At 51.8% G+C, this 18,274-nt stretch carries 20 protein-coding genes; 14 read left to right on the forward strand and 6 right to left on the reverse strand.

The window, feature by feature from the left end:
* Window positions 1-64: 64 nt before the first annotated feature.
* The gene (locus OH31_RS08640; protein ID WP_081755142.1) at window positions 65-415 is read left to right on the forward strand and encodes a phage holin family protein; all 351 of its coding nucleotides are present in this window, start codon (window positions 65-67) and stop codon (window positions 413-415) included.
* A 34-nt stretch (window positions 416-449) separates the two neighbouring features.
* Window positions 450-1,277, forward strand: coding sequence for a methylenetetrahydrofolate reductase [NAD(P)H] (gene metF / locus OH31_RS08645; protein WP_024930423.1), 828 nt, complete (start codon window positions 450-452; stop codon window positions 1,275-1,277).
* A gap of 57 nt (window positions 1,278-1,334) precedes the next feature.
* Here metF and OH31_RS08650 read toward each other — a convergent pair whose 3' ends face one another.
* From OH31_RS08650 to OH31_RS08660, 3 genes are all read right to left on the reverse strand, one after another.
* Window positions 1,335-1,802: a DUF494 family protein gene (locus OH31_RS08650; protein WP_019881124.1), complete on the reverse strand. Its 468-nt coding sequence runs from the start codon at window positions 1,800-1,802 to the stop codon at window positions 1,335-1,337.
* A 65-nt stretch (window positions 1,803-1,867) separates the two neighbouring features.
* Window positions 1,868-2,980 carry a DNA-processing protein DprA gene (gene dprA / locus OH31_RS08655; RefSeq protein ID WP_024930424.1) on the reverse strand — a complete coding sequence of 371 codons (1,113 nt, stop codon included), beginning with the start codon at window positions 2,978-2,980 and terminating at the stop codon, window positions 1,868-1,870.
* A 15-nt stretch (window positions 2,981-2,995) separates the two neighbouring features.
* Window positions 2,996-4,030, reverse strand: a complete 1,035-nt coding sequence (locus OH31_RS08660; protein ID WP_024930425.1) for a LysM peptidoglycan-binding domain-containing protein — start codon at window positions 4,028-4,030, stop codon at window positions 2,996-2,998.
* A 168-nt stretch (window positions 4,031-4,198) separates the two neighbouring features.
* Here OH31_RS08660 and def point away from each other — a divergent pair, with 168 nt between their 5' ends.
* The 7 genes from def to OH31_RS08700 all read left to right on the forward strand — a co-directional run bounded on the left by def (window position 4,199) and on the right by OH31_RS08700 (window position 12,006).
* Window positions 4,199-4,714: a peptide deformylase gene (gene def / locus OH31_RS08665; protein WP_019881127.1), complete on the forward strand. Its 516-nt coding sequence runs from the start codon at window positions 4,199-4,201 to the stop codon at window positions 4,712-4,714.
* 12 nt (window positions 4,715-4,726) lie between these two features.
* Window positions 4,727-5,647 carry a methionyl-tRNA formyltransferase gene (fmt, locus tag OH31_RS08670; protein ID WP_024930426.1) on the forward strand — a complete coding sequence of 307 codons (921 nt, stop codon included), beginning with the start codon at window positions 4,727-4,729 and terminating at the stop codon, window positions 5,645-5,647.
* Between the two features lie 85 nt (window positions 5,648-5,732).
* Complete coding sequence (gene htpX / locus OH31_RS08675; RefSeq protein WP_019881130.1) at window positions 5,733-6,605, forward strand: zinc metalloprotease HtpX; 873 nt, start codon at window positions 5,733-5,735, stop codon at window positions 6,603-6,605.
* A gap of 119 nt (window positions 6,606-6,724) precedes the next feature.
* Window positions 6,725-8,014, forward strand: coding sequence for a 16S rRNA (cytosine(967)-C(5))-methyltransferase RsmB (rsmB, locus tag OH31_RS08685; protein ID WP_024930427.1), 1,290 nt, complete (start codon window positions 6,725-6,727; stop codon window positions 8,012-8,014).
* On the forward strand, window positions 7,992-8,567 hold the full coding sequence (locus OH31_RS08690) for a DUF4390 domain-containing protein (protein ID WP_019881132.1): 576 nt from the start codon (window positions 7,992-7,994) through the stop codon (window positions 8,565-8,567). The genes rsmB and OH31_RS08690 overlap by 23 nt, the downstream gene beginning before the upstream one ends.
* 4 nt (window positions 8,568-8,571) lie before the next feature.
* Window positions 8,572-10,734 (forward strand): ATP-binding protein, encoded by a 2,163-nt coding sequence (locus OH31_RS08695; protein ID WP_019881134.1) that lies wholly within the window; start codon window positions 8,572-8,574, stop codon window positions 10,732-10,734.
* A 9-nt stretch (window positions 10,735-10,743) separates the two neighbouring features.
* Window positions 10,744-12,006: a sigma-54 dependent transcriptional regulator gene (locus OH31_RS08700; RefSeq protein ID WP_024930428.1), complete on the forward strand. Its 1,263-nt coding sequence runs from the start codon at window positions 10,744-10,746 to the stop codon at window positions 12,004-12,006.
* Window positions 12,007-12,071: 65 nt separating this feature from the next.
* Here the strand turns inward: OH31_RS08700 and OH31_RS08705 are convergent, their stop codons facing one another.
* Window positions 12,072-12,452, reverse strand: coding sequence for a DoxX family protein (locus OH31_RS08705; RefSeq protein WP_024930429.1), 381 nt, complete (start codon window positions 12,450-12,452; stop codon window positions 12,072-12,074).
* 101 nt (window positions 12,453-12,553) lie between these two features.
* Between OH31_RS08705 and OH31_RS08710 the strand changes: the two genes are divergently transcribed.
* Genes OH31_RS08710 through OH31_RS08720 form a run of 3 tightly spaced genes read left to right on the forward strand, consistent with a single transcriptional unit; the run spans window position 12,554 to window position 14,052 of the window.
* The gene (locus OH31_RS08710) at window positions 12,554-12,994 is read left to right on the forward strand and encodes a GNAT family N-acetyltransferase (protein WP_024930430.1); all 441 of its coding nucleotides are present in this window, start codon (window positions 12,554-12,556) and stop codon (window positions 12,992-12,994) included.
* 47 nt (window positions 12,995-13,041) lie between these two features.
* A complete protein-coding gene (gene fae, locus OH31_RS08715) occupies window positions 13,042-13,584 on the forward strand; it encodes a formaldehyde-activating enzyme (RefSeq protein ID WP_019881138.1) in 543 nt (180 codons plus the stop codon).
* A 60-nt stretch (window positions 13,585-13,644) separates the two neighbouring features.
* Window positions 13,645-14,052, forward strand: coding sequence for an RDD family protein (locus tag OH31_RS08720; RefSeq protein ID WP_019881139.1), 408 nt, complete (start codon window positions 13,645-13,647; stop codon window positions 14,050-14,052).
* Window positions 14,053-14,061: 9 nt separating this feature from the next.
* Here the strand turns inward: OH31_RS08720 and lptG are convergent, their stop codons facing one another.
* Together lptG and lptF are read right to left on the reverse strand one after the other, a co-directional pair.
* On the reverse strand, window positions 14,062-15,156 hold the full coding sequence (lptG, locus tag OH31_RS08725) for an LPS export ABC transporter permease LptG (RefSeq protein ID WP_019881140.1): 1,095 nt from the start codon (window positions 15,154-15,156) through the stop codon (window positions 14,062-14,064).
* Complete coding sequence (gene lptF, locus OH31_RS08730; protein ID WP_024930432.1) at window positions 15,153-16,262, reverse strand: LPS export ABC transporter permease LptF; 1,110 nt, start codon at window positions 16,260-16,262, stop codon at window positions 15,153-15,155. The genes lptG and lptF overlap by 4 nt, the downstream gene beginning before the upstream one ends.
* 88 nt (window positions 16,263-16,350) lie before the next feature.
* Here lptF and OH31_RS08735 point away from each other — a divergent pair, with 88 nt between their 5' ends.
* Window positions 16,351-17,832 (forward strand): leucyl aminopeptidase, encoded by a 1,482-nt coding sequence (locus tag OH31_RS08735; RefSeq protein WP_024930433.1) that lies wholly within the window; start codon window positions 16,351-16,353, stop codon window positions 17,830-17,832.
* A gap of 7 nt (window positions 17,833-17,839) precedes the next feature.
* Window positions 17,840-18,262 carry a DNA polymerase III subunit chi gene (locus tag OH31_RS08740; protein ID WP_024930434.1) on the forward strand — a complete coding sequence of 141 codons (423 nt, stop codon included), beginning with the start codon at window positions 17,840-17,842 and terminating at the stop codon, window positions 18,260-18,262.
* The last annotated feature ends 12 nt before the right edge of the window (window positions 18,263-18,274 follow it).

Consider the following 18,274-nt stretch of genomic DNA (forward strand, 5'->3'; position numbering starts at 1 on the left):
GCGTCAGATGTACTGGCGCGGGTTTGGGTGTACACTCTCCCCATGTTAATCAGGGGGAGTCAGCATGTTGAAACTGTTGGTCGTGTGGGTATTGAATGCGTTGGCACTGATGGCTGTCGCGTATCTGGTACCGGGCATTCATGTCGCGAACTTTACGGCTGCCTTGCTGGCGGCGGTGGTGATTGGTTTTGCCAATGTGCTGGTGAAACCGATATTGGTCATTTTAACGTTGCCGATCACCTTGCTGACGCTGGGGCTGTTTTTATTCGTGATTAATGGCTTGCTGTTCTGGTTTGTCGGCCATTTATTGCAAGGCTTCTCGGTCAATAGTGTGCTGACGGGCGTGATTGGTGCGCTGGTGTATAGCGTGATTGCATGGGTATTGAGCGCGATTGTGCTGAATGAAAAAGACTAAGCCAATCGTGCATCATAAATAAAAGATTAAACAAGTGAATCATAAAACCTCTTACAGTTTTGAGTTCTTTCCGCCTAAAACAGCGGAAGGTATGGCGAATCTGCGCAATGTGCGCGATGAGTTGGCCGCATTTTCACCAGAGTTTTTCTCAGTGACCTTTGGTGCAGGCGGTTCGACGCGTGACCGTACCATGGATAGCGTGCTGGAAATCCAGGCCGCGGGCCATGGCGCAGCACCGCATATTTCCTGTATTTCTTCGAGTAAAGAAGAAATCCGCGAGTTGCTGCAAGCTTATCAAGCCAAAGGCATCAAGCGTTTGGTCACCTTGCGCGGTGATATTCCTTCAGGTGAGGTGAGCGCAGGTGACTTTAAATACGCCAATGAGTTGGTGAGCTTTATCCGCGCCGAAACTGGTGACTGGTTTCACCTCGAGGTGGCGGCGTATCCTGAATTTCACCCCGAAGCAGGGTCTGCGCAAAAAGACCTGGAAAACTTCAAGCGTAAAATTGATGCAGGTGCGGACTCAGCCATCACACAGTATTTTTATAATGTGGATGCGTATTTCCGCTTTGTCGAGGCCGCGCAAAAAATGGGTGTGACGGCGCCGATTATTCCCGGCATCATGCCTATCTATAATTACACGCAGCTGGCGCGTTTTTCTAATGTGTGCGGTGCCGAGATCCCGCGCTGGCTGCGCCTGCGTTTAGAGGCTTATGGCGACGACCTGGCGTCGTTGCGGGCATTTGGCGCGGATGTGGTGACAGATATTTGTGCCAGGCTGATTGCGTCTGGCGTGGATAAAATGCATTTTTATACGCTGAACCAGGCCGGTATTATTGGCCAGATTATTCGGCAATTGTAGCTGGCAGAAAACAAAAAAGCGCGGCCTGTTCGGTCGCGCTTTTTTACGTTCTCAGGCTTACTGTAGTGAAAGACCTTGTGGGTTAAACAAGGCGTCTTCTACAAACAGGTAGTCCTGCTTACGTGTTTCATCCCACAGCACCATCATGGTGATCCAGCGGATATCTTCCATGCTTAGTGTTTCCTGCGGTAACACCATGGCACGGTCCACAATCAAGTCGCGTTCGTAGGCCGTGATGATGTCACTGCGTTGCAACAGCGTCAGAAAGTTTAAGCTTTCGTCATTGATCTTGCTGCGCTCCATCTCGCAAAAAATACGAATGGCAGCAGGGTCGTGCAGATACAGTGGTTGCTGTACCGAGCGGCGCAGGTCTTTGACCCAGTCTACCGCGTGTAAAATGTCCTGATGGTTAAATCCTGCCTGGGATAACTCGTAAGCCATGATGGTTTCGTCGGTTTCTTTCAACTCGAGCGCATCATGTTTATCCCAGTAATTTTGATAAATAAATATCAATACTTCCAACATGTATATAGTCTCCTCAAACACGCTGTTGCATAGACAGCGCTGTTGGGGTGAGCCTGAGTCCGTCTTTAGGCGAGTCGCTGGAACTGACCGCTGGCGAGATGGCTGACCACACCTTCTAATTCAAGTAGTGTTAGCATGGTGGAAACTTGTTCTGGCGTCAAGCCTGAGCGGGCTGAGATCTGCTCTGCAAACAGGGGGTCGAATCCCATGCAAACCAATACTGGGCTTGCTTCGGCAGGTAAATTAGTCCACTCGGGCGATGGCCCATTCGGGCTAATCGCCAAAGCCGTGTTTGGCAGGCGGATATGGCGTAATTCACTCAAAATGTCGTCGGTCGATTCGACCAGTTTAGCGCCTTGCTTGATCAGGGCGTGGCACCCTTTGGCCACCGGCGAGTGAATTGAGCCTGGAATCGCAAATACTTCACGTCCTTGCTCGATGGCTTGTTTGGCCGTAATCAACGAACCACTGTCAATATTGGCCTCTACCACCAGGCAACCTTCAGATAAGCCGCTGATAATGCGGTTACGCCGTGGGAAGTTATGCGTGAGCGATGGCGTGCCCAACGGGTATTCAGAGAGGATCAGCCCATATTGCACGATCTGATGCGCCAGCGCCTTGTGCCTGGCCGGGTAAACAATGTCTAGCCCGGTGCCGACCACGGCAATGGTGGCACCATCTGCTTTCAGTGCGCCACGATGGGCGGCGCCATCAATCCCCAGCGCCAGTCCGCTGACTACGGCGAATCCGGCGCGGCATAAGCTTTCGGCAAAATTCTCGGCAGTCGCTTCACCTTGCGGTGTGGCATGGCGGCTACCAACAATGGCGAGGCCCGGTCTTTTAAGGGTTTGCAGGTTGCCTTTGGCATATAAAACCGGCGGTGGCTGGTCTGTGTCCAGCAATCGTTGCGGATAATAAGGATCGCCCAGGGTGATCAGGTGGTTATCGGTTTGATCCAGCCAGGTCAGCGTGTGTGCAATGTGCGGATCATCCATGGCTCGCTGGATACCATCAGCAACCTCTTTGCTGACCAGGTCGCGCAGTGCTGAATAAGGCGCTGCCAGAATGGCTTCAGGCGTTTTGAAACTAAGCAGTAACTGGCAGTAAGTGACGCTGCCCAGCCCGTTTACCAGGCTGAGCGCAATCCAGGGGGCGGTGTGTTCAGTTGTGATCGTCACTGTAGCGCTTGTGTATCATGGGGTGCTGACCACATCTTCGGCATGAATCGGTTGAGAGGCTTGCATCACCAAGGCATAAGACAGTTTTGGGAAGGTTTTGAACACCATGACCAGGCCGACCGGCTCATCAGGCAGCTGGATAGTCACAGGTTTTTTCGGATCTGATTCCGGGTCCACCATGCTGGCGCCTTTGCGTAGCACGGATAGCACATGACCGCGCTCTACGCCTTGCTCTTCACCGCGGTTAAGCACGACGACGCGGCCATAACCGGTTTCGTTAATACCTTCACTCACGCGCGCAATCTGGCCTTGAATCGGCATGTCTGGTGCATGGGGAATATAGGCCGGATTGAGTTCATCTTCCATCGCAATCAGTTTGTCTTTGACGGCAATTTCCTCTTTGGCCTGAGTCACCGTTAACGTAGCTGGCTGGCCTGAACGCAGTAATTTTGCTTCGCCCAGATAGTGTGCCTCATTGCCGAGGATTTCACCATTTTCAGGATTCTTGACCGGTTCCCCCTCGCGGTAAATCGCCCACACCGATCTGGCCGATTCCGGTAAGCCCTGCACATAAATATGGGTGCCAGGGCTCAGGATTTCACGCTCTTCCTGCGCAGCAATAATTCGCGGCGCGGCTTTCAGGTCCTCTGGCGAGATCAGCATGGGTTTGGTCAGGAACGGCAGGATGGTGTTCGGCTGAATCGCTGGAATTGCATCGCCTTTAATGGGAGTGACGATGACACCGGGTTCCAGTGTCACTGATTCACGTACCAGTTTTAACACCGGTTTGCCGCTGCTGGTGTCGAGTACAATCACGTCGCCGGGGTAAATCCAGTGCGGGTTTTTGATGTGTTCACGGTTAAGTTGCCAGATTTGTGGCCATTGCCAGGGGTTCTTGAGGAACTTGGCTGAAATGTCCCACAGGGTGTCGCCTTTGGCCACGACATGGCGATCGGGATGTTGCGGGCGCAAAGGAATTTCTTCAGCACGCACCAACAAGCTGCTACAAGCCAGCGCAAGCAAGGTTATAATTTGAACAATTTTGGTCATGTGGCGTCTCTGTAATATGCAGCACAAAAGGATGGGCAGCACCAACGGTGCGCAGCATCTGCGCAATGTCGACCAATCTAGCATGGGTTTAAAGTTCTTATCAAGGTGAAAAAGCGGGCGTTTTACCCTGTTTTCCCACAAACTATTGAATGGAAAGATTTGTAGAGCATGGCACTACTTCCAATTTTGCAATATCCTGACCCGCGCTTGCACACCGTGGCCAAGCCGGTGCAAGTGTTTGATGCCGCGTTGCAGCAGCTGGTAAGCGATATGGCCGAGACGATGTATGATGCGCCCGGCATTGGTTTGGCTGCGACACAGGTCGATCAACACATTCAGCTGATTGTGATTGATTTAAGCAAAGACAAAGATGATTTGCTGGTGCTGATTAATCCGAAAATCATTGCCCAGTCTGGTAGCCAGGATTATGAAGAAGGCTGCTTGTCTGTGCCCGGCGTATATGAGAATGTCACACGTGCCGAGTTCATCACGGTAGAAGCGCAAGATGTGCAAGGCAAGACATACCGCTTGGATGCCGATGGCCTGCTCAGTGTCTGTATCCAGCATGAGATGGATCACCTCAAGGGCAAGGTATTTGTGGAGTACCTGTCAACGCTCAAACGTAACCGCATCCGCAGCAAAATGGTCAAGCACGCGCGCGAAATCGAACGCAATAGTTATTAATTAGGGATTTGCATGCGAATTATTTATGCCGGAACCCCGGAGTTTGCCGTGCCTGCTTTGCAGGGGTTAATGGATGCCGGTCATGAGATCGTCATGGTGCTCACACAACCAGACCGTCCAGCCGGGCGGGGCATGCAATTGAAAGCTAGCCCGGTCAAACAACTGGCCTTGCAACATGGCTTGCGCGTGTTTCAACCAGAAAGCCTCAAACCTGCTGACGTGCAGGCGGAGGTTGCGGCGGTCAATGCCGATGTCATGATTGTGGCTGCTTATGGCCTGATTATCCCCACTGCGGTACTGAATATCCCTCAACGTGGCTGTTACAACATCCATGGCTCACTGCTGCCACGCTGGCGCGGCGCGGCGCCTATCCATAGAGCCATTCTGGCTGGCGATGCCGAGACTGGCGTGACGATTATGGAAGTGGTGCCCAAGCTGGATGCTGGCAATATGATTAGCAAGTGGGCGGTCGCTATTACCGAGGCGGATACAACCCAAAGCCTGCATGATGCCATCAGCCGCGAAGGTGCACGTTTGATGGTAGAAGCCATGCATACACTGCAAAGCACGGGTCAGTTAGCCTCTGAAGTGCAGGATGAATCCCTGGTGACCTATGCCCACAAGCTGGAGAAATCCGAATCTGCCATCGACTGGCATCAGTCTGCCCAACAGCTCTCACGACAGGTACGGGCGTTTAACCCGTTTCCGGTCGCCACGGCCAAGTTCAACGAACAAGTCTGCAAGCTGTGGTTTGCTCAAGTGACAGCCGGTCACGGCCAGCCGGGCACGGTGCTTGAAACACAACCTTTGCGCGTCGCTTGCGGTGATGGTGCATTAGAGATTTATGAATTACAAATGCCCGGTGGTAAACGGCAGACGGCGCAGCAGTTTGTGCAGGGGCAGCATGTGCAGGTCGGTGACCGGTTTTTCTAAGCGGTGTTTTAACACCGGGCATTGAAAAACACCTGTCATCCCCGCATATTAGGGAAGTGGTATTAAATGTATTCAAGGAGTAAGTATGTTAGGTAACTGGACCAAAACCTTTGTGCTGATGGCGGCCATTACGGCTCTGTTTGTAGCCGTGGGCGGCGCTTTGGGTGGTCAGGGCGGGATGCTGTTGGCCTTATTGCTGGCCGGCGGTATGAACTTTTATGCCTATTGGTTCAGTGACCAGGCCGTGCTGAAAATGTATGGTGCGGTAGAAATCAATGCTGACAATAATTTTGGCAATGGCCAATTCCGTAATTATTTCAATATGGTGAAAGAGTTGGCGGAACGTGCTGAGTTGCCTATGCCGCGCGTGTTTGTGATTAACGAAAGCCAGCCTAACGCCTTTGCCACCGGCCGTAATCCAGAAAATGCAGCGGTGGCAGCGACCACTGGCATTATGCAGATTTTAAGTGAGCGCGAGTTGCGCGGTGTGATGGCGCATGAGCTGGCGCACGTGAAAAACCGTGATACCTTGATTTCGACCATTTCAGCCACAGTAGCCGGGGCAATTTCATCGATTGCGCAATTTGGCCTGATGTTTGGTGGCGGCCATCGTGAGGGCGAAGACCGGCCTAATCCGCTGATCGGTATTTTGATCATGGTATTGGCACCATTGGCAGCCTCGCTGATTCAAATGGCGATTTCACGCTCACGTGAATACGAAGCGGATCGCATGGGGGCGGATATCAGCCGTGATCCGAAAGCCCTGGCCGCTGCGCTGGAGAAAATCCATAACTATGCGCACCAGATTCCGAATATGACAGCTGAGCAGCATCCTGAAACCGGGCAGATGATGATTATCAACCCGTTATCCGGTGCAGATTTGGCTGGTTTGTTTAGTACCCACCCGCAAACGGAAGAGCGTATCCGCCGTTTGCTGGCATTGGCGAACCAGTATTAGCTGCTGATGTTTTTACTTGAAAAAGGCTTTCTGATGAAAGCCTTTTTTATTGCGCGTGTTTTTCACTGTGCAATCGGGGCGCATCAAGTAGAATAGCTTTTTTTGCCCAGAGATTATCGTTGCAAGTTGCTCAGCTCATTGCCGCATATGCGGTGGCCGAAGTGTTGGCCGGACATAACCTGACTGTTTCCATGCCCAAGGCATTGCGTAAGGTCAAATTGGCGACGCCGCAACAACAGGCCGCTGCGCAGGATTACAGTTATCTGACCTTGCGTTTCTATGCAGAATCTGCAGCGTATCTCAAAGCACTGACGCCCAAACCAGTAACGGATGAGCGTGTTAACGCGTTGTTGCTGGTGGCATTGTCACAGCTATTACATAGTACAGATGATGACTTTACCGTGGTCAACCAAGCGGTAGAGGCGGCCGGTAAAACCGGGCAGCGTTGGGCCAAAGGTCTGGTCAATGCTGTGCTGCGTAATTTTTTGCGCCAGCGTGCGGATTTGCAATCTCACATTGCCAGGCGTGAAGAGGTGCAATTTAACTATCCGCAATGGTGGATAGATACCCTGAAACAGCAATATCCGCAGGATTGGCAAACGATACTCGAAGTGGGTAATAGCCATCCACCCATGACTTTGCGTGTGAATGTGCGCAAGACCGACCCTGCGACTTATATGCAGTTGTTGCAAACAGCGGGGATAGCCTCCCACCATTTGGGTGGCACCGCTATTCAGCTACAGCAGCCCTTGCCGGTGAGCAAGCTGCCGTTTTTTGAAGAGGGCTGGGTCAGTGTGCAGGATGCAGGTGCGCAATGGGCTGCGCCTTTGCTGGATTTGCAACCTGGCATGCGCGTGCTGGATGCCTGTAGTGCGCCCGGTGGCAAGACTTGCCACGTGCTGGAAACGAGTGATGTTGAATTGCTGTCACTGGATGTAGAAGCTGAACGTTTACGTCGCGTGCACGAGAACTTGCAGCGATTGGGCTTGCAAGCCAAGGTGGTGACAGGCGATGCTGCCCAGTCAGGCTGGTTTGATGGCCAGTTGTTTGACCGTATTCTGGCGGATGTGCCTTGTAGTGCTTCTGGCATTGTGCGCCGCCATGTGGATATGAAGTGGTTGCGTAGACCTCAGGATCTGGCAACATTTGCCCGTACACAGCAGGAAATTTTATCGAACTTGTGGCAAATGCTGGCAAAAGGCGGTAAATTGCTCTACGTGACGTGCTCGATATTCCAACAAGAAAACGAAATGCAAATTCAGCAATTTTTAACCACACACACCGATGCGACAAGGTTGCCGGTCGCCTTTGATGTGTCGACATTACCTTGTCAGCACCAGGTTGGTGGTCAGTTATTGCCCACCGCTGAGCATGACGGATTGTTTTATGCACTCCTGCAAAAACATTAGTCGCTGGTTATGGATCGCGCTGTTGCTGAGCCTGACCGCCTGGGTGGCGGTCGCTGGTGGCAATCACGCGCATATCCGTAGTGCAGAGCTGGTGTTGCGGGATGAAGTGTGGACACTGGATGCGGACATTGATATCCAGTTTGGCCGTGCGCTAGAAGAGGCGCTGAGTAAAGGCGTCGCACTGACTTTTTTATATGAGTTCCAGATTATCAAACCCCTCAAATACTGGTTTGACGACGAGGTGGTCACCGAACGCCGCTCCGTGACACTGAATTATCATGCGCTCACCAAACAATACCTGCTCAACTATCCGCAACAGCAAAAAGTGTTTGATAGCCTGGGTGAGGCCAGACGTGAGCTGGGCCTGATCCATGACTGGCGCCTCGTACCGCATGCCACGCTTGAAAAAAATCAGCCCTACCAGGCCGCGCTCAAGATGCACCTGGATACCAGCAAACTGCCTAAAGCATTGCAACTGGATGCCCTGGGCGAAAGTGACTGGGAGCTGGTAACCCCCACGTTTAGCTGGTGGGTGAAGGAAACACTGCGCTAACGTTATGCGTTATGTCCTGATTTTGTCGATTGCGCTGGCAGCAGCCCTGCTTTATCTGCTGTCGCTGGCCAGTGCCAATACCGCTATCAGCGGTGATTACTATCTGGTTTTGCTCTATATCAATGCCGGCCTGGCCTTGTTGTTGCTGGGTGTGATTGCTTACCAGCTACGCCATCTTTACCGCACTACCAAAACCAAACAGGTCGGCAGCAAACTCAACTTCAGGTTGTTGGTCACTTTTGCGCTCATGGCGCTCATCCCCGGCATGATCGTCTACCTGGTATCGGTCAATTTTCTTTCACGTTCGATTGAGTCCTGGTTTAACGTTAAGGTGGAGTCTGCACTGGATGGCGGCCTGAATTTGGGCCAGCGGGCACTGGATATCATGTTGGGGGATGTGAAAGAGAAAGCGCAAAGCATGGCGGTGTCTCTATCGTTGCAGCCCGCGCGCTCCCATTACAGCCAGATCAATGATTTGCGGGAGAAAGCAGGCATCCAGGATGCCGCTTTACTCAGTGCACAAGGCGCCATTCTGGCCGTGAGCAGTTCTGATCCCAGCAGCTTCTTACCTGAGCTGCCTTCGGTGCCGCAGTTACGCCAGGCTCGGAGTGGCGTCTATGGAAAAATCGAGCCCATCCCCGGCAAGGGCCTGTATATGCGAGTACTGACGCCGGTGGAGCCCTTGGGTATTACGGGCGAACTGCGCATTTTGCAGTTGATGCAACCTGTACCAAAAGCACTCTCGAACACTGCAGAGTCGGTACAGGACGTCTATCGCGAGTACCAAACCCTGTCTTATAGCCGTCAGTCTTTGAAAGATATTTTCATGCTGACGCTGACCATGATTCTGTTGCTATCCATGCTGGGCGCCTTGACCATCGCGTTTGCCCTCAGCCGTCGCATGGCGCAACCGCTCACCGTACTGGCGGAGGGGACGCGCCTGATTGCCAGCGGTGATTACTCACAACAACTGCCTTCGTTTGGTAAAGACGAGCTCAGTGTGCTGGTGAAGTCGTTTAATAGCATGACGCGGCAGTTGCAGGAGGCGAAAAATGCCTCCGAGCAAAGCCGTCAACACGTAGAGTCCGCACGTGCCTATCTGGAGGCGATTCTGTCGCATTTGAGCTCAGGCGTGATGACCATTAATGAGCGTGCAGAACTACGCGTGTATAACCTGGCGGCCACCAATATTCTGGGTATTTCGCTGGTCGGGTTTAAAAACAAGATTTTTACCGAAGTGGCTGCTGAAAACAGCTATCTTAGCCCGTTCACCGAGTTGGTAATGCAGCACTATGAGGATACCTTGCAATTTGACCATCATGAGCGGCACCTGACCAGCCAGATTGACATTGAAGGCGTGCATGGTACGCAGATCCTCATGTTGCGCGTGACCCGGTTGCCAGAAGGTGCCGGGCACGGCCTGGTGGTGGTGTTTGATGATGTGACCGCCATGGCGCAAGCGCAACGTGATGCGGCCTGGGCTGAAGTGGCCAGGCGGTTGGCGCACGAGATCAAAAATCCACTGACACCGATACAGCTCTCGGCCGAGCGTTTGCAGCTTAAATTGCAAGACAAGCTGGATAGCAAAGATGCCGAGATGTTGTTTAAGTCGACCGATACCATTGTCAACCAGGTACAGGCCATGAAGAACATGGTCAACGAGTTTAGTGAATACGCCAGAACGCCGGCAGTGCAGTTGGTTAAACTGGATTTAAATGCTTTAATTCGTGATGTCAGCCGCCTGTATAACGCTTCAGCAGTCAAGTTGGTATTGACGTTGCATGAGCAACTGCCAGAGATACATGCCGATGCGACCATGATGCGGCAAATTTTGCATAACCTGCTGCAAAATGCACAGGATGCCCTGACACAAGTGAGTGAACCGCACATTGTTATCTTGACCGATTATGATGGCGAGCGTATAAAATTAACCGTGACCGATAACGGCAGTGGTTTTCCGACCGATGTGATGGCCAGGGTGTTCGAGCCCTATGTCACCACCAAGTCCCACGGGACAGGATTAGGATTAGCCATTGTGAAAAAAATGATAGAAGAGCAGCGTGGACAGATTCGCATAGACAATCTGCCACAAGGGGGCGCCAGCGTCACCATCAGCTTGCCGGTAGATAAACAACAACAGCGTCGGCGCGTTGAGCGCATCGTGTAAGGAAGTACCATGGCTTCACGTAATATTTTGGTGGTCGATGACGAAATAGGCATCAGGGAGTTGTTGAGCGACATCTTGCGAGATGAAGGGCATGTCGTGCGCTTGGCAGAGAACGCACAGATTGCGAGGGACGAACGTCTCAAGCTACGCCCGGATCTGGTCTTGCTGGACATCTGGATGCCAGATTGCGACGGTATTAGCCTGCTTAAGGAATGGGCCAATGCCGGATTGCTGACCATGCCGGTCATTATGATGTCCGGCCATGGCACCATTGATACCGCAGTTGAGGCGACGCGCCTCGGGGCATTTGATTTTCTTGAAAAACCCATCGCGTTGCAAAAGCTGCTCAAAACCGTGGGCGCAGCCATTAAACACACCGAGCATCTCGCGCACACTGAAATTAACCTGTCCAGCTTTGGCAAAAGCGCGGTGATTCAGGAGCTCAAGCAGCGTCTTGAGCAACTGGCACGGCATAAAAATACCTTGTTCCTGATTGGTAAAAAAGGCGGTAGTGTGCCTTTATGTGCCAAGTTCCTGCGCCCGCACAACACGCCGTGGGTAGCGCTCACCGAGTATGAGAAGTTAGTCACTGCGCCGATGGAAATCCTGGAGCAGGCACGCGAAGGTGTGGTGTTTGTCGATGAAGTCACCAGGCTGGGCAAAACTGAGCAAAAAGGCCTGAGCTTACTGATTAATAAGTCTGAGAAATATGGCGTGCGCGTGATTTGTGCCAGTGAGCATGGTTTGCCGCAACTGATTGAAAAAGCCATGCTGGAGCAGTCTTTATTGCAAACCCTGGCCGGTGCTGCGGTGAAAGTACCATGCCTGGATGAGCACAAGGAAGATATCCCTGACCTGGTGAGTGCCATGGCGACCTTGATGGTGGAGGCCAGCAAGATTGACTATAAATCGTTTGATGTCGCGGCCCTGAATGCCTTGCGCAATGCTGACTGGCCGGGTGACCTGGATGAGCTGGAGTCTGTGGTGCAGAACCTGTTGATGACCAGCCTGGCCGATACCATCACGCAAACCGATGTGCAGCGTGTGCTGGCCAATTTTCAGGGTCAGGCTACCGAGTCCGCCGAGCAGCATATGCCGCTCAATCTTGATCAGCCCTTGCGTGAAGCACGTGATGAGTTCGAGCGTTTTTACTTTCAGTATCACATGCGTCTGGTGAAAAATAATATGAGCCGTTTATCTGAAATATCCGGCCTGGAGCGTACGCATTTGTATCGTAAACTCAAGCAGCTGGGGATTAAAATCAAAGGCTAGCCTGATTTGCAAGCAAACAAAAAGCCGGTGCAATTGCCCGGCTTTTTTGCTACCTATGTGGCAGATTATTTGTTACGGTTATCCAGGCTGCAAGCCGTTTCAGGGTAAATGCTCAGCAGCCACATGCCACCGGCAATGCCCATATAGGCGAAGAAGGCGTCCAGTGAAGCCTGGGCCAGAATCACGGCCATGAACGCGGCCAGCACGCCTAGTACACGCGCTGACAAACGAGTTTTAAAGCCGATGATCAATAACAGGCCAAACACAAATTGAACCAGGATCAGTAAGGGGGCGAACACCGCTGGCAATCCAAACTGGCCCAGGGTCATCTGATATTGCAGGTAGCCATCAGGCGTATTCAGAATAGCCATCAACTTTAAAATCACCACCCCAAAAAATACCAGCCCCAGCAAAATTCTGGCTGCTGCGGTTTGAAAACGACACATAGCTTTTCCTCAAATCCTGTTTTTAATAAAGGACGTATGATGCCTGCGGCTAACTACAATTGCAATACAGGTACAATTGCGATATTTGATCCGGAGTGGCGATGGCCGTGCAACGTATTCAGCTCAGTATCCATCGACTGGATATACATCATCCCTTGTGGGCGGAATGCCGACATATCCGGCAGATGGTATTCATAGATGAGCAACACGTGCCGGTGCACTTGGAATGGGATGCCGCTGATGAGGCAGCGATTCATTTGCTGGCATGCCAGGGCGATCAATTTTTGGCATGTGCCCGAGTCTTGCCTGACGGGCATATTGGCCGCATGGCCGTGCTCGCAGCGTGGCGTGGAAAAGGTGTAGGGGAGGCCTTGTTGCTGCAGGCCATACAGGTTTGCCAGCAGTTGGAAGTCAGTCATGCGCGACTGTCGGCGCAAATGCATGCAGTCGGTTTTTATCAGCAAGTGGGCTTTGAGGTATGCAGTGAGCCTTACAGTGATGCCGATATATTGCATATAGATATGCAACTTGAACTGGTATAATTACGGCTTAAGTTTTTCTCCAACTTGCAGACATAAAAGGAATTCTCATGTCAAAAATCGTATTTAAAGCCGGTGAAGCGACCGTGTTTTCTGAAGGCAAAGACGTTACTGCCGCCATGCCGGAAATCTTGATCGGTTCTGTCGATGGTCCAGTAGGCGCTGCATTTGCCAACATGATGGCGCAGACCAAAGGTCACACGGCCATGTTCGCTGTGCGTGATATCAACCAGATGGTACGCCCAGCGACCATGATGGTGCCAAAAGTAACTTTGAAAGACGCATTGAACATTGAATTGTTCGGCGGCGTGGTGCAAGCTGGTGTAGCTGATGGCATTACGGATGCCGTGATCGAGGGTATTATCCCTAAAGAGCTGGTGAATGATCTGTGCATCGTGGCATTGCTGTGGGTGGACCCGGGCTGTGCCAAAGAAGCGAACCTGGACAAGGCTGATCTGTACAAAAACAACTACGAAGCGATCAAGCTGGCATTGAAGCGTGCTTTGAACGACGAGCCTAGTATTGATGAACTGATTGCTAACCGTCACAAAATCAGACACTGTATGTGGGAAGACAGCTGGGATCAAAAGTAATCCTGCTTTTTTCTGCCTAACCCCGCAATTGCGGGGTTTTTGTTATGTGGACTTAAAACAATGAAGCATTTAATTAAACGGTATCTGGCGGTGGTATATGAAGCGCTATTGCTGTTGGCGTTAGCGCTGGCACTGACAGCCGCTTATGTCATGTTGCTGGGGGACGCCAGTCATGGCTGGAAAAGGCTGGGCTTGCAGGCCTTGCTGTGGTTGGTGATGGGGGCTTATTTTGTGCGTTGCTGGGTGGTGACCGGACAAACTCTGGCCAGTCAGACCTGGAGGTTAAAGGTGGTTGATCAGCACGGGCAGTTGCTCGATGTGCAGCAAGCGGTGATGCGTTATGTGTTGGCCGGCGTGTTGCTATTACCTGCCGGGTTGACCTTGTGGTGGGCATTGCTGGACCGCGAACAACAGTTTTTGCATGACCGTCTGTTAGGCTCTCGCATTATGGTATTGCCGCCGGTTTAGGCCTTGGTATTATCGTCGCTCAACGTAGTAAAGCATGCCGAGTCCGGCCGCTAAAAAGAGCAGCGTGGGACTGATGGCGCTGACCAGTGGTGACCAGTCGTTGAGCACGCCAAGATGCACAAACACGCGGTTCATGATCTGATAGACCACACCCAGGAATATGCCGGCAAAGATTTTGGCGCTGATGCCACCAGCCCGTTGCTGCAAAAAGCCAAATGGCAGCGCCAGCACGACCATGACCAGGCAGGCCAATGGATACACCAGTTTGGACCAGAGTGCGACCTGGTAGCGGGTGCTACGTTGTCCGTTTTGATGCAGGTATTGGATAAAGCTGTACAGGTTCCAGGCCGACATTTTCTCTGGCAGCACGAGCAGTACATTGAGTAACTCTGGCCGGATCAGCGACTCCCATTTCGTCTGTTTGAAAAACTGCGAGGTGACGGAATTGTTTTGTGCCGACTTGCTGGTGTGCATTTTGGTTTGTGTCACATTCGACAACACCCAGTGATCATCTTCAAAGTAGCCTTTGTCGGCGTGGCTGATATTACGCAAGCGGAATTGTGCGTCAAAATCATAAATACGAATATCCACCAGGCTGGTGTCAGGCATGACAGTGGCAACATTGACAAAACTGCTGCCATCCTTGATCCATAAACCGGACTGGAAATCCTGCGCCACCACCGAGTCGGTGGCCTGGATACGGATGCGTTGTGCCATTTTTTCGCTGATTGGCGCGATGATTTCACCAATCAAAAAAGTGATGAGTGCAAATACCAGCCCAATGCTTAAGAGCATTTTGGCAATCATTTGTAAAGAAATGCCGCTGGTACGCATCACGATCAGTTCTGAACTCGAGGCCATGGCACCCAGGGTATAGACTATCCCTAAGAGCACAGCCACGGGTGCGACTTCATAAATGTGCCCGGGGATGCTCAGGCCGACATAAATCAACATGCTGTTAATCCCGTAGTGACCACGTCCAAGGCTATCCAGCTCTTGCAACAGGTCAAAGAAAGAGAACATGGCGAGCAAACCCAGCAACACCAGCATGATGTTGAAGCTGATTTCTTTCCAGAAGTAACGATTGAGGATAGTCAGCGTCATGTTTTTATGCGCTTGCCCCGGCGTTTAAACCAGTCAGGAATCAATGGCTTGAGATATTTGCGGCGGTGGTAGAGATACCAGCCGAGCAGGGCGAATATAAGGTGGACTGGCCATAGGCCCACCAGAATTGATATCTTGCCCTGGGTAATCCAGGCCTGGAAGATACTCAGCATATTGTTGTAGATAATGAATATCAGGATGGCAAACATGATATTTAGCGAGCGCCCGGCGCGCGGGTCAACAAAACTGAGTGGGATAGCCAGCAATACCATGACAATGGTTGAAATCGGGATAGCCAGCCGCCAGTGCAATTCAGCATGATCTGCGGCCGTGGCACCAAAGATCAATGATTGTGTTGTTCTGGTCTGTGCGGTACTGGATGCGGGCGCTGCTTCCTTGATTTCCACACGGATGTCGTAGCGCTCAAATTCGGTGGTCATCACCTCTAGTGTATTGGGCGTGATTTCATAACGCCTGCCGTGTTCCATGCGTAAAAAATTATCACCATTGGGGGCTTTATAGCGGTTGCCACTGTTGGCTGTGATAATGCCGGTCTTGCCATTTTGTTTGGATTGCACAAATATGTTTTTGACCTCATAGCCCAGCTTATCGAAGCTTTCGATAAAGTAGATACGCTCGCCGTTATTCGATTCTTTGAAGGTGCCCGGACTGATAGAGGACAGCTCATCACGTTTTTTTAGCTGAGCGCGATAATTGTCGGCTTTTTCATTCGCCCAAGGCATGATGATCAGGCTGAACAAGCTGATGATCAGCACAATCGGTGTAATGAAACGCAAGATCGGCAGTACCCATTGGCGCAAACTCAGCCCGGCGTTCATCCAGATCACCATCTCTGAATCACGATGCCAGCGGGTCAGGGTAAGTAGCACTGCCAGAAAAATGGCGAGAGACAACATCATGGGCATGAACTGCACCAGGCTAAAGGTCAGGATAGTACCAATGGCATCATTGGGCAAAATGCCTTTAGATACTTGGCGCACGATGTTACCGGCGCGTTGCGCCACGACAATGCCCAGGATAATCAGGAAAATGGCAGACGCTGAGGACATCAGCTCTGCAGACAATGCACGTTTGAATATTTTCAATTTAAATGCACCGCTTTGAAATCAGCATAAAACACTAGATAATACAACCATCACTCAGGCAAATTGCATGGAATCACAAAGGATAAAGATGGAATTTAGCATAAAAAGCGCTGCCCCGGAAAAATTGCGTACGGATTGTTTGCTGGTCGGCATTTATGAAGGCCGGAAACTGACGGATTTGGCTAAAGCGCTGGATACGATGAGCGAAAAGGCCATTTCGGCTGCGCTGAAATCCGGCGATATGGAAGGTAAAACCGGTAGCACCCTGTTATTGCGTCAGCTTTCTGGCGTGGAGGCACCGAGAGTCATGCTGGTCGGCTTGGGTAAGGCGGACGATGCTAGTCTGAAAGGCTTACGCAACAGCTTCCGTGCAGCAGTGAAAGCATTGCCTGCTGGCGTCGAGAGTGTGGCGACAGACTTTGCCAGCCTGAGTATCAAAAAAATAACCGTGCAGCAAAAGGCTTCCGCCTTGGCCGAGGTTGTGTTGGATGCCACTTATAAAGTAAATGCGGTGAAAGAGAAGTCTGTTGAGCCGCATCCGCTTAAACAAGTGATCGTACTGGCGGAAAAAGCTGATCAGACGTCCGTCGAAGCCGGTGTCAGCCAGGGGCATAGTTTGGGACAAGGCGTGGCATTGGCCAAAGACCTGGGCAATTTGCCGCCGAATATCTGCACACCGAGCTATCTGGGCAAGCAGGCTGAGAAACTGGCCAAAGAATATGGCTTTAAGGTAGAGGTGCTGGATCAGGCCGCGATTGAAAAGCTCAATATGGGCTCTTTCCTGGGCGTGACCCGAGGCAGCGAAGAGCCGCCACGCTTTATTGTGTTGCAGCATCTGCAGGGTAAGAAATCGCAAAAACCAGTAGTGCTGGTAGGCAAAGGCATTACATTTGATACCGGTGGCATTTCACTGAAGCCGGGTGCCGACATGGATGAAATGAAGTATGACATGTGCGGTGCTGCTTCTGTGCTGGGTGTGTTTAAGGCCTTGGGCGAGTTGAAGCTGTCCCTGAATGTGGTGGGCTTGATCCCTACCTGTGAGAATATGCCGAGTGGCCGGGCGACTAAGCCAGGGGATGTGTTGACCAGTATGTCTGGCCAGACCATTGAAGTGCTGAATACCGATGCAGAAGGCCGTTTGATTTTGTGTGATGCGCTGACTTATGCCGAGCGTTTTGAACCAGCGGCAGTGATTGATATTGCCACCTTGACCGGTGCCTGCGTCATTGCGTTGGGGCACCATGTCAGTGGTTTGTTTGCCAATAATGACGCCTTAGCCAAAGCCTTGCTGGCTGCTGGCGAGCAAGCAAATGACCGCGCCTGGCAAATGCCATTATGGGACGATTACCAAGGTCAGCTGGACAGCAATTTTGCCGATATCGCCAACATCGGTGGTCGTGCCGGGGGCAGTATTACTGCCGCTTGCTTCTTGTCACGCTTCGCCAAGAAATATGACTGGGCGCACCTGGATATCGCAGGCACTGCCTGGAAATCTGGCAAGGAAAAAGGGGGCACGGGCCGTCCGGTACCATTGTTGGTGACCTATCTGCTGGAACAAGCCGCCAAATAAGCGCGTCATGACCAAAATCCGTTTTTACACTGATGTCACTGACCCGCCAGCGTTGATACAGCATCTGGTGAGTCAGGCATTGTCACGGCAACGTCGTGTGACCATTTATGTGCCAGACCTTGAACAGGCACAAAGGCTGGGTGATCAGCTGTGGCAGCATGGGGCGGACAGCTTTTTGCCAAATGCATTGGCTGATGCCGAGAATGCCGCGCTGACGCCGGTGCAATTGGCCTGGCAGCCGGAGCAGATTCGTCAGGATGATTTACTGTTCAATTGCCAGGCAGAGCTGCCTAAATTTTTCAGTCGCTTTCGGCATGTGTTCGAGTTGATCAGTACCGAAGAGGCTGACAAAATTGCCGGGCGGCAACGTTGGGCATTTTATCGTGACCGTGGTTACGAGATTCAGCACATGAATAAGCAAACGCAATAACAAGCCTTGCAA

The sequence above is a fragment of the Methylophilus sp. OH31 genome (genome assembly GCF_000576615.1).
GTDB lineage: Bacteria > Pseudomonadota > Gammaproteobacteria > Burkholderiales > Methylophilaceae > Methylophilus.

What these genes read in the sequence shown, in the direction of transcription:
- OH31_RS08640 (WP_081755142.1), top strand. Translation starts at nt 65, where the DNA reads ATGTTGAAACTGTTGGTCGTGTGGGTATTGAATGCGTTGGCACTGATG.
- OH31_RS08650 (WP_019881124.1), bottom strand. Translation starts at nt 1,802, where the DNA reads ATGTTGGAAGTATTGATATTTATTTATCAAAATTACTGGGATAAACAT.
- OH31_RS08660 (WP_024930425.1), bottom strand. Translation starts at nt 4,030, where the DNA reads ATGACCAAAATTGTTCAAATTATAACCTTGCTTGCGCTGGCTTGTAGC.
- def (WP_019881127.1), top strand. Translation starts at nt 4,199, where the DNA reads ATGGCACTACTTCCAATTTTGCAATATCCTGACCCGCGCTTGCACACC.
- fmt (WP_024930426.1), top strand. Translation starts at nt 4,727, where the DNA reads ATGCGAATTATTTATGCCGGAACCCCGGAGTTTGCCGTGCCTGCTTTG.
- htpX (WP_019881130.1), top strand. Translation starts at nt 5,733, where the DNA reads ATGTTAGGTAACTGGACCAAAACCTTTGTGCTGATGGCGGCCATTACG.
- OH31_RS08690 (WP_019881132.1), top strand. Translation starts at nt 7,992, where the DNA reads ATGCACTCCTGCAAAAACATTAGTCGCTGGTTATGGATCGCGCTGTTG.
- OH31_RS08695 (WP_019881134.1), top strand. Translation starts at nt 8,572, where the DNA reads ATGCGTTATGTCCTGATTTTGTCGATTGCGCTGGCAGCAGCCCTGCTT.
- OH31_RS08700 (WP_024930428.1), top strand. Translation starts at nt 10,744, where the DNA reads ATGGCTTCACGTAATATTTTGGTGGTCGATGACGAAATAGGCATCAGG.
- OH31_RS08705 (WP_024930429.1), bottom strand. Translation starts at nt 12,452, where the DNA reads ATGTGTCGTTTTCAAACCGCAGCAGCCAGAATTTTGCTGGGGCTGGTA.
- OH31_RS08710 (WP_024930430.1), top strand. Translation starts at nt 12,554, where the DNA reads ATGGCCGTGCAACGTATTCAGCTCAGTATCCATCGACTGGATATACAT.
- fae (WP_019881138.1), top strand. Translation starts at nt 13,042, where the DNA reads ATGTCAAAAATCGTATTTAAAGCCGGTGAAGCGACCGTGTTTTCTGAA.
- OH31_RS08720 (WP_019881139.1), top strand. Translation starts at nt 13,645, where the DNA reads ATGAAGCATTTAATTAAACGGTATCTGGCGGTGGTATATGAAGCGCTA.
- lptG (WP_019881140.1), bottom strand. Translation starts at nt 15,156, where the DNA reads ATGACGCTGACTATCCTCAATCGTTACTTCTGGAAAGAAATCAGCTTC.
- OH31_RS08735 (WP_024930433.1), top strand. Translation starts at nt 16,351, where the DNA reads ATGGAATTTAGCATAAAAAGCGCTGCCCCGGAAAAATTGCGTACGGAT.
- OH31_RS08740 (WP_024930434.1), top strand. Translation starts at nt 17,840, where the DNA reads ATGACCAAAATCCGTTTTTACACTGATGTCACTGACCCGCCAGCGTTG.